8 protein-coding genes are annotated in these 9,987 nt (G+C 39.3%); 5 read left to right on the plus strand and 3 right to left on the minus strand.

The features are described from left to right. Together ACQR30_RS08335 and ACQR30_RS08340 are read left to right on the plus strand one after the other, a co-directional pair. The coding region (locus ACQR30_RS08335) for a MauE/DoxX family redox-associated membrane protein (protein ID WP_429733960.1) at window positions 1-268 on the plus strand (268 nt) is incomplete at its 5' end. Window positions 269-412: 144 nt separating this feature from the next. Beyond that, window positions 413-805 (plus strand): hypothetical protein, encoded by a 393-nt coding sequence (locus ACQR30_RS08340; RefSeq protein WP_429733962.1) that lies wholly within the window; start codon window positions 413-415, stop codon window positions 803-805. A 62-nt stretch (window positions 806-867) separates the two neighbouring features. Here the strand turns inward: ACQR30_RS08340 and ACQR30_RS08345 are convergent, their stop codons facing one another. Genes ACQR30_RS08345 through ACQR30_RS08355 form a run of 3 tightly spaced genes read right to left on the minus strand, consistent with a single transcriptional unit; the run spans window position 868 to window position 6,129 of the window. After that, complete coding sequence (locus ACQR30_RS08345) at window positions 868-2,271, minus strand: RagB/SusD family nutrient uptake outer membrane protein (RefSeq protein WP_429733964.1); 1,404 nt, start codon at window positions 2,269-2,271, stop codon at window positions 868-870. A 20-nt stretch (window positions 2,272-2,291) separates the two neighbouring features. Next, entirely contained in the window at window positions 2,292-5,513 is a 3,222-nt protein-coding gene (locus ACQR30_RS08350) for a SusC/RagA family TonB-linked outer membrane protein (protein WP_429733966.1), read from the minus strand. Between the two features lie 13 nt (window positions 5,514-5,526). After that, a complete protein-coding gene (locus ACQR30_RS08355; RefSeq protein ID WP_429733968.1) occupies window positions 5,527-6,129 on the minus strand; it encodes a TlpA family protein disulfide reductase in 603 nt (200 codons plus the stop codon). A 653-nt stretch (window positions 6,130-6,782) separates the two neighbouring features. On the opposite strand from ACQR30_RS08355, the gene ACQR30_RS08360 reads away from it, so the two are divergent. The 3 genes from ACQR30_RS08360 to ACQR30_RS08370 all read left to right on the plus strand — a co-directional run bounded on the left by ACQR30_RS08360 (window position 6,783) and on the right by ACQR30_RS08370 (window position 9,721). Beyond that, entirely contained in the window at window positions 6,783-7,166 is a 384-nt protein-coding gene (locus tag ACQR30_RS08360; protein WP_429733970.1) for a helix-turn-helix domain-containing protein, read from the plus strand. A 685-nt stretch (window positions 7,167-7,851) separates the two neighbouring features. Next, a complete protein-coding gene (locus ACQR30_RS08365) occupies window positions 7,852-8,955 on the plus strand; it encodes a mandelate racemase/muconate lactonizing enzyme family protein (protein WP_429733972.1) in 1,104 nt (367 codons plus the stop codon). 4 nt (window positions 8,956-8,959) lie between these two features. Next, a complete protein-coding gene (locus tag ACQR30_RS08370; RefSeq protein WP_429733974.1) occupies window positions 8,960-9,721 on the plus strand; it encodes an SDR family NAD(P)-dependent oxidoreductase in 762 nt (253 codons plus the stop codon). The last annotated feature ends 266 nt before the right edge of the window (window positions 9,722-9,987 follow it).

Raw genomic sequence — 9,987 nt, forward strand, 5'->3', positions numbered from 1 at the left:
AGCCTTATTACTCTACTTTCAAAGAACAAATAAAAGCGGTTTTGTCCTCTCTTCCGTTTTAATGGCCGCTTTTACATTGTATGTACTGCTGGCCCTCAGCGGTGCATTTGGTGACATCCCCTGCTCCTGTGCAGGCATCATTGGCAAACTACGGTGGAAAGGACATTTAGTATTCAATCTATTTTTTACCCTTATCAGCTTTACCGGTTGGTATCTGCACACAAAAAAAACAATTACTACAGCACAGTACAGGCGACGGCCTGGCTAGAATCTATATGCATATAACAACGGGAAGAAAGCCCAAAACCCGTAAAAAGAGTAAGCGAATTTAAAACCGGAGTCGCGGTAAAATAAAATCAGTTGCCGGACGAATTGGAATTGAATTGAATTATAAACAAAAAAATATTAGAACATGAGACTAATAAAAATCCTACCCACGTGCGGATTAGCACTAGGGGTAGCCCTGGTCCTGGCCACCAGTGCGTTCAAAGAAGCGCCAGTAAACAAGAGTGGTGAAACCATGTATACTTTTCAGTATAATGCACCAAGTGGTTTGCATCCGTATTCGGCAGCGAATGTGGAAAATGTGGCCAATTGGAGCTATACATCATCCACATCCTGTAATGGAACAAATGTCAAAGCTTGTGGCTTGCAGGTTCCAGAAAGTTATGTAGATGACCCTACCGGTTCCCCTACGTTAGATGCCTCTATCAACATTAGCGCAACAGAGAGTTCTCCCAATGTCGCCTATGTAAGTGGTACGGATGCAGGCACAGATGCCACCATTTCCAATAAATCAAATTAACGACTTATTGGAAGTTTAAAAGAGACTGCCCTTTGGTTTATACCATAAGGGCAGTCTTCTTTTTATAACGGATTCTGAGGCATGCCCGTTAACCGAACAATATCTTCCGGAAGCGGTAATGCATAATAGTTTGCATTAGGTTGCAAAGTATAAGTGCCGTCGTTTTCTACTCTTTTGAGCATAATATTTGCGCCTTCTTTATTCAGACGCTTTAAATCCATCCAACGCATTCCCCGCATCACCAATTCTTTTCTCCTCTCCAATAAAACAGTATCTAAAGCGGCTTGTTGTGAACTAATGAAAAGGGGACTAAATGTTCCGGTGCTATAGCGCTTTGCCAGTAAAGTATTCAAATCATCCAGACCTTTTTGTAATTGATTTTCTCTGATATAACATTCCGCACGAGTAAGGTACATTTCATCCGTGGCAATACCCGAAAACATAATATAGTTATTAGCCGTATAGGAGCCTTTAAAGGATCTATAACCATCTGTGTTGACTGAATAATAAGCAGGAAGCCGTAAATCATTCTGATCGTATAACTTAAGCAGACTCGTGTCCATGCAGCTTGTTATGGACGTTAGGTAGATATAGAAATACGAATTCATTTCTGTGTAGAAAATAGTTTCTTTGTTGAACTGCGTGAAAGGAACGTTTGCGGTAATGCCAGTCGGGATCTCAGCATCACCATTATAATCCATCAGGCTGTTTTTGATTTGTAAGCAGGAATCTGCATAAAGCAAGGCATTGCGATAATCGCGCATTGATAAATAGCATCTGGCAAGTAACCCATAGGCAGCCGCTTTAGAAGGACGCATGACCTGGCGTGGCGTGGTGGGCAGTAATGGTATAGATGCTTTCGTATCTTCAATAACGCGCTGATAACTTTGCTGATTACTCGCTCTGACAGAAGGAGTATTAAAATCAGAGGTCAACCTCAACGCGATCCCTAAATCCTTATCTGCCGTGGTACTATCATACGTTTTTGCGTAGTCCCATAATAATTGCAAGAAATAATAAGACCTATAAAACAGTGCGGACCCTTTTACATTATTCCAGGCTTCTGGATTGGCAGAATTGGGGGGAATATTTTTGATTAGATCTAATACAAGGTTCGTATTGTATATGGGCAGGTAACAAGCAGACCAATCATTACCGGTACCAAAAAAATAATAGCGCCATGTATATCTTTTCTGGTTACCGTTATCTAAACCGTCGTAATCGGCAGGCCTTAAAAAATATTCATCGCAAGACACCTCCCCGAAACAGGCAGTGCGTTGCTGATTCATGTTGCCTGCGTCGTCCAGCAGTGCCTGTAAGTCAGAAAGCGTTGAAGGGGTAACAAGGGAACTGTTGAACTTCTTATCTAAATATTTATTACAAGAGCTAAGTATTATCGTGAAAGCGATAGAGCAAATCGCTATTAAATATTTAATCCCCTTTCCATCCTTAAAGTATGTTTTCATGTCATTTTGTATTTAAAAGATTAAAAATTAGCCCGGATTCCAATGGTATATGTCTTTGAATTAGGAATGTTGTTTACATAATCAGGGTCTATATGATCTTTATTGGCCCGCCAGAGGATGCCAATATTTGCTGCATTCAAATAAAGTTGTAAGGACCGAAAAGGCAGATCCTTTCTATTGGTAGGCAAAGAGTAAGATAGATTAATAAATTGTAAACGAATTTGATCTCCTTTAATCACGTTGATATCGGAACCATCATAGAATGCATCGCGTTGGCTGTTCAAAGGATAAACAAAAGATGGTACATTGGTTTTGGTTTCATCACTGGGCCCTTGCCAGCGTTTATCATAATCAACGCCTGATGTGCCATTATTTGCCAGATTATAATAAGATAATGCCGGTTTAAATAAATAGTAATGAAATTTATAAATGATATTGAAAGACAGTGCAAAGCCTTTAAAGGAAAAGCTATTCATTAAAGAACCAAAGACGGTCGGACTTGAGGGCCCAACATATACAAAGCTTCCACTGGCTAGCCCTCTTTGAGACGCATTCTCATCTATGGCTGCATAATCGATACTCAAGGTGTCACCAATATAACCCTGTGGATTTCCCTGTGCATCCAGGCCGCCCCACTTATAGGCCGCGATGGAATATAATGGCTTACCGATAATGGGGTTAATGGTCTTGCCTCCTTGTAACAGATAATAATCCGAGGTAGCGGTAGTCGTATAATAGGCTGTGGTGATAGAGTTGTTGTAATCAAATAAAAAGTCCGTTGTCCATTTAAAGCCACGATTAATATTATTGCTATGTAAAGTGACATCCACACCATTACCTTTCATATCGGCTACATTGGCAGTGATAGTAGAACTGAGTCCCCAGGTAGTATAATCATAAGGAATGGGCGCGTATAAGTTTGTCCCTTTCTTATGGTAGTATTCCAGTGTGCCACTGAAGATATTTCTTATTGTCGCAAAATCTAATTTAAAGTTAGTTTGATAGCTTTTTTCCCAACTAAGGTCTGGGTTGTTAATGTAAGTGATTCTTTCTGAGGGGAACCCGGTAATCGTATTGATACTTTTATTGCCTACAGGTAAAGCTGTTTTAGTTAAATCCACATTGCCGCTGACTCCATAAGTAGCACTTAGCTTCAAGTAAGGCAACCAGTTTATTTTATAGAAATTTTCTTTGGATAGATTCCAACCCAGTCCCATAGACCACAAAGGCTTCCATTTATCATTCGTGTTAGCGCCGAAGATATTGGAGCCATCTCTACGCATACTGCCCGACAAGGTGTACTTGTCTTTATAAGTGTAAGAAGCATTGGAAAAGAAAGAAACAAAGCGACTGTCAGTTGCCGTAATAGTAGAGGTGCCAGGTATATAGGCCTTGCTGCCGGTAAAGGTTGGATAACGATTGTAGTAATCTATATTACTTGTGTAGGTTAGAGGATCAGCATTGTAGCCATAATATACACCATAGCTGCTATTTGACCATTCGCTTCTTACTTCCATTCCGGCAATGGCATTGATCTGATTGACGGCATGAAAGCTTCGATTGAAGTCTAATTGTCCACGGAAATTATAAGAGTTGAGCGAAGAATAAGACTTGTTTAAAATGCCGCCTAAGGGGACAGTATAGTTAACCACGCCTGTCTGCCTGTTTAACTGACTAAAAGTGTTGATAAGATTGCGGGTATAATAGCTGGAAGTATCAGCGATATTATTTGATTGCACATTTTGCTTCTGATATTGATAGCGTAAATTCAAGTCCAGGCCTTTGATAATTTTATAATCCAGGCCTATATTAGCTAAGAGCTCTTCTGTATTGGTGGTAGTGGTATTGTGTCTGTAATCGGTAAGCGGGTAATAATTCCAATCTAATAATTTACCTGCGCCTGCTGTATCTAGGTAGTTGGTGTTATAAGCATAGGGCACCGCTATCGATGCGCCACCTAGTCCTGCGATATGGAGATAAGGTACTTGTTGGGTGCCGTTGAGGGATATTAGGCTGTTATAAGAAGGTAATCCATTGGTGTTATTGCTATTGGTATAGTACACCCCTGCGTTAATTGTCATATTTTTTATGGGCTTGTAGGTATTCTCAAAGCGCAAGTTGATCTTATTATACTTTGCACTGAGATTAGTCATATCCTTGTCATAATCTCCCGATATAAGCCATGCGATATTTTGGCTGCCTCCTCTAAGGTTCAGTGCATATTGCTGCGTAACTCCTTCCTGATAATAATACTTCTCATACTGGCTTCGGCTGTCGTTTTGTTTCATCGCGTCAATCTCTTGGGTAGAATCGGCAGCTGAGATAAGACCTTGCTGTTTTTCTTTAAAAATGAGTACAGCAGGTGCTACTGCCGGACGAGTAGACCGGCTCAGCTGGCTGTTGTAAAAACCTTTACCAAAAAGGTATTGTTGGAAGTCAATATAATCCGAGGAAGATATCTGCGGTTGATAAAACAGGTCCGGTTTGGAAGTCATGATGACATCACTATTAAAATCCACCTGCAGCTTTTGATTAAATTTACCTTTCTTGGTGGTAATGACAATAACGCCATTACCGGCTCTTGCACCCCAGATACTGGCTGCCGCGGCGTCTTTTAGTATAGTCACACTCTGTACATCATTTGGGTTGATGTTGTTGATGTCCCCATCGTAGATAAAATTATCTACCACAATGAGTGGATCTAACGGCCCGTTGATGGTACTTAAGCCGCGTATGGTAATGCCTGTTTTATTTTGTGGATTGGGATTCTGTTTGCCAACATTAAACAATAAACTACTGGTCACCCCGTTCAATCTATCTAAAATATTGAGACCGGTTTGTTGGTTCAGCATTTTGTTATCAATGACCACATAAGAACCATTCACCTGATTGGGTTTTAGCTGTTGATAACCGGTATTAATGGTAACATCTTCTAGTGATGTATTGATTGGCGCTAATAATACAGTAAAAAAAGTGGACTGGCCAACTGCTAGTTTTTGCGTAAGATAACCGACCCTTGAAATAACTAGCGTATCGCCACTAGATGCGTTAAGGGCGAAATCGCCATCAGCATTGCTGATAACGGAGTGTTTTCTGTGCAGTAAGTGTATCGTAGCATTGGTAACAGTCACATTGGTTGCTGCATCTTTAATAGTGCCTTGAATGTTATGGTTATTTTGTGCTATCAGCTGTTGTGAGCTTAAACATAGCAGTATGCAGAATAGATTTTTTATTTTGTTCATTATGGCGGATGTTTTAAAGTGGGGATTTAATTGTGCTAGAATGATGCATTGCCTTTATATAGACGCTTTCTATTGCTTGTAGCTTTTTCATTTCTTTTAAAACGATTTCGAGATTCTCCTTGTTGACGAAGTCTTCTGAAGTCTGTGCAATCATCCGGTTATCCGGTGCTATCCACGCGTAATTGGGTTCAAAATAACGGCGTATGTATTGTTGCAATAATGTGTCAGCAACAATTATCGGCATAGATAATTTAACATGATGTTGCGCTTCCCATTTAGCGATAAAGTTGATAATCTTTTGTTTGGGCTCATCTGTGACCAGTACAATCTGTAACTGATTATTATAGGCTCTTTGTAAAGAATCTTCTTTAGGGAATTGGCTAATACAAACTGTACAATGTGTACTCCAAAAATCAAAGAGAACAAGTTTATATTGCGGACCTTGAAAATCCAAGACTGTTGCCGTACTGTCCTTATAATTGATGACATGTTGGAAAGTTAAATTGGGTAGTACACCGTCTATGTATAATGGCTTTATTGGTTTTTCTGTTTGTCCAAAGCTGTTGAATGCTAAGCATAGCAAGGCCAGTACGAAGAATATCGTTTTTTTGTGCATAATATTTTTTTAGCAATTATGAAATATAATTGCCATTGAGATGCACAAGACTTTTATTCCTATATGTTGGATTTTATTTTTGTTGTAACACCTGCAATGGCCGGGGTGCGGGCAATGCAGGCAGAACGGTAGCACATGAAAGAACCGCCCCACCCGCCAATTACCCGCTTTAATTCAAATAGGCGCCCGCGGCATGCAGGCATATAGAATATAGAAAGAGATGCCTTGAGACAAGCACTCGATGCTACGCTGCAGATGCGCCTGCACGCGGCCGATGACAATTAGAAAGTATGTTTTATATATCAAAAAAAGAAACATCCATGTTATGGATGAATCTCATGGTAAGTGAATCACACACGCGAGCATCACAACATAAAAGGCGTGGAACTCTACTTACCGACTTGAAGGGTTGACACGCCCTACACACGAATAAGAGAGCCCACGCCCGGGTCGTGAGCTATTCTACTTATCCTCTCGTGTGTTCAAAAAGTGTCAATTTTCAAGCCGAGATTCAAAGCGAACTGCTTTAATATTTTAAAAGAAGTATCGCAAAATACATTATAACCTATAAAAGACAAGCAAAGATAAGGAAAATATTTATTCAATACAAATTTGTGTCGAATAAATTTCTGAATAAGTGAAATATTTACCTAATGAAAGTATACAGTGAAGAAGAGCTTCAATTGGTAAATATCTATATTGGTCTATCAATCAAACTTGGCAGGTTAAAGCAAGGCTTATCTCAGTTACAATTTGCAATTTTGGTTGAAACGAACAATACTAATATTGGGAGAATTGAAAGAGCCGAGCATTATACGGGGTGGGACAAAATCCTACTTTTAACGCAGTATTTAAATCTTGATTTCTGCTCACTGTTAACTGTTAAAACAAAAAAAGACTTATTAGGTATTGTAGAAGAATGCTACAAACTGGAAGGCAGACTTACCAAAGAGAAGAATAAGTATTATATAGATCTTCATCATCGTATAGAGGGCTTACACAAAAAAATCTTGGCAAATAATAAAGGAGCGAAATAATTTTCTAAATAACAAAAAGACCAATCGAGCGATTGGCTTTTTTGTTATTTGTAAATGGAATGACTTATCTTGTAATCGCAAAACAATTGCGAATGAGAAAAAGATTGCGAGTGGGCTGCTTTGAAAAAAATACCACAAACAATAAAGTATACTGCAAACCCCGAAGCGTAACTTGCAATGCGGGGTCTCTAAAAGGGGCTTTTTGGATGCCTTTCTATGAGTTCCTGCAAGCCAAAAGACAGACAGACCCTAAACATTAGAACCTTATAAAATGAAATTACATAAAGCAAGAGTACAAAACTACCGTAGTATAAAAATCTAGAAAAAAAATAGACGTGGAGATAGGCTTTATGAACAGCTTTACATTAGACCGTTAGAAAAAGAACCGCTTTGCGGGTTCACGAGATGCAGCACAGAGGACAACCTGTATTTATTCCTCTTGCTATCTGCAAAAAATGAAGTCAATCCCTACGGGTGGGCTGAAATATGTCTTCGAAAATATTAAGGATTACAAAACTTCACAGATACATAAACTATACCCACAAAATTTTATCGAATTAAAAAAGATGCCGTTCGTGGAGTAGATACGATAATATGCTATAATTGTTTGACAGTTTCGTTGTATTAAATCTTTCCTTTACTATCTACTTTTGTCGCATTGTGTGTAAATTAATTAAAAAGAAAAATGAAGGAAGGAATCTCTTTTGAAAAGGGTACTGAAATTAGGGAAGCTAAGATTTATAAAGCATCAACTAAGCTCCAAAAGCCAATAGCCGATGCAACACATACACTTAGTGAAATTTCGTTTATTGTTTTGCGCTTACAATTAGAGAATGGTATTGTAGGAGAATCTTATTTATTATCCTTTCAGTATTCACCCAATGCAATTATAGGAGCGCTGAAGGATGCTTTGCCAGTTGTCAAAGGACATCATGTTCACGAAACCGGCATCGTTGCAAAAAAGCTAGCTGATTTGAGTGAATATTTTGGCAATCAGGGTTTGTTACGATGGGCACAAGCGGCGATAAATATAGCTATGTGGGATGCTTGGGGTAAGTATTTAAAGCTACCTATACATTATATCTTGGGTACGCATAAAAAAACTGTTCCTATTTATGGAAGCGGCGGGTGGTTATCTTACACTATCGACGAATTGGTAGAAGAGGTAACAGGTTATGCAAATCGTGGTTTTAAAGCCGTTAAGATAAAAGTGGGTTCGCCTAAAGTTGAGACAGATATAGAAAGACTAAGGATAGTTCGCCAATCTGTCGGGGATAAGGTTGATATCATGATGGATGCCAATCAGGGAATGAACTTGCCTGCTGCTTTGAAGCTAGCTAATGCGGCCAAAAAGTTGAATATTAACTGGTTTGAAGAACCAGTGCACCATCAGGATTTTCAATCCTATCAGGTATTAAAAAATCAAACAGGTATTTCTCTTGCCATGGGAGAACGAGAGTATGATACGTTACCACTGCGTGAGCTTGTCACGCGTAGTGCGCTTGATATTTGGCAGCCCGACATTGTGCGGATTGGAGGTGTTGAAGCTTGGCGGGAAAGTGCAGCGCTAGCTAAAAGCTTTCATCTCCCTGTGATGCCACATTATTACAAAGATTATGATGTACCGCTGTTATGTACCATTTCCAATGGTGTTGGAGCAGAATCCTTTGATTGGGTAGATCCGTTAATCGACAATCCAATGGTTCTTCAGGATGGGTGTGCTAAGCCGCATGATTTGCCTGGTTGGGGATTTAACTTTTTAGACGAATATTTAACTGAAATAAAATAAAAGCATGGGATTAGATGTATTTTCATTAAAAGGGAGATTGGCATTAGTAACCGGTGGTGGCGTGGGAATCGGATTAGGTATTTCAAAAGCCTTACTTGAAGCGGGAGCAAGGGTTGTGATAACTGGACGGCGAGAGGAAATATTGAAAGAAGCTGTTTCCGCATTGGGGAAGAATGCATATTATATAGTGAACGACATTACCGAAAAGGAAAAAATACCATCGTTAATAGAGGATATTGAAAAAAATATTGGAGCAATCGATATTCTAGTAAACAATGCCGGAATACATCACAAAGCCTGGGCACAGGATACCAGCGATTCAGACTTTGAACGAATTATACAAACTAATCTGCTGAGTGTCTTTAGTATTACAAGAGAATGTGCTCGCAAAATGTTAGCTCGCAGAAGCGGTTCCATTATCATGATTGGTTCTATGGCAGGGTTGTTTGGCATAGATAGGGTAGTGGCATATGGCGTATCAAAAACGGCAATTACCGGTTTGGTGAATGCATTAGTGACAGAATATTCTCAATATAATGTTAGAGTAAATGCCATAGCGCCGGGATGGATAGAGTCTAATATGTTTTTAAATGCTGTTGAAAAAGATCCGCCCCGCAAAGAAAAAATTACCAATAGAATTGCTATGGATCATTTTGGGAAGACGGAGGATATTGGAAATGCCGCAGTGTTTTTAAGCTCTGATGCTGCAAAATACATTACAGGAGTCATTCTTCCCGTAGATGGAGGAGCGACTGTAAATTTCTAAGAGAAAGGAAACCTTATTCAAGATTATGTCACCGCGATTCGGGCATCAAAGAATGAGAGGGGTGGTTAATCATATATTCTTATTGAGACTGTTCGTGCAGATCGCTTTATATGTGAATGCTCTTCTTATATCTTTATGAATAGTCCGGGCGGTGGTTATCAAAATGAAAATTTATAATCTTCCTGTCTTGGCTCCTTTTACAGGACTCAAACAGCTCCAAGAGCCCTTAATTGAAATCATTGATTTTATGGAATTTTCTGTACTTA

The organism is Arachidicoccus sp. (assembly GCF_050436765.1).
Lineage (GTDB): Bacteria > Bacteroidota > Bacteroidia > Chitinophagales > Chitinophagaceae > Arachidicoccus.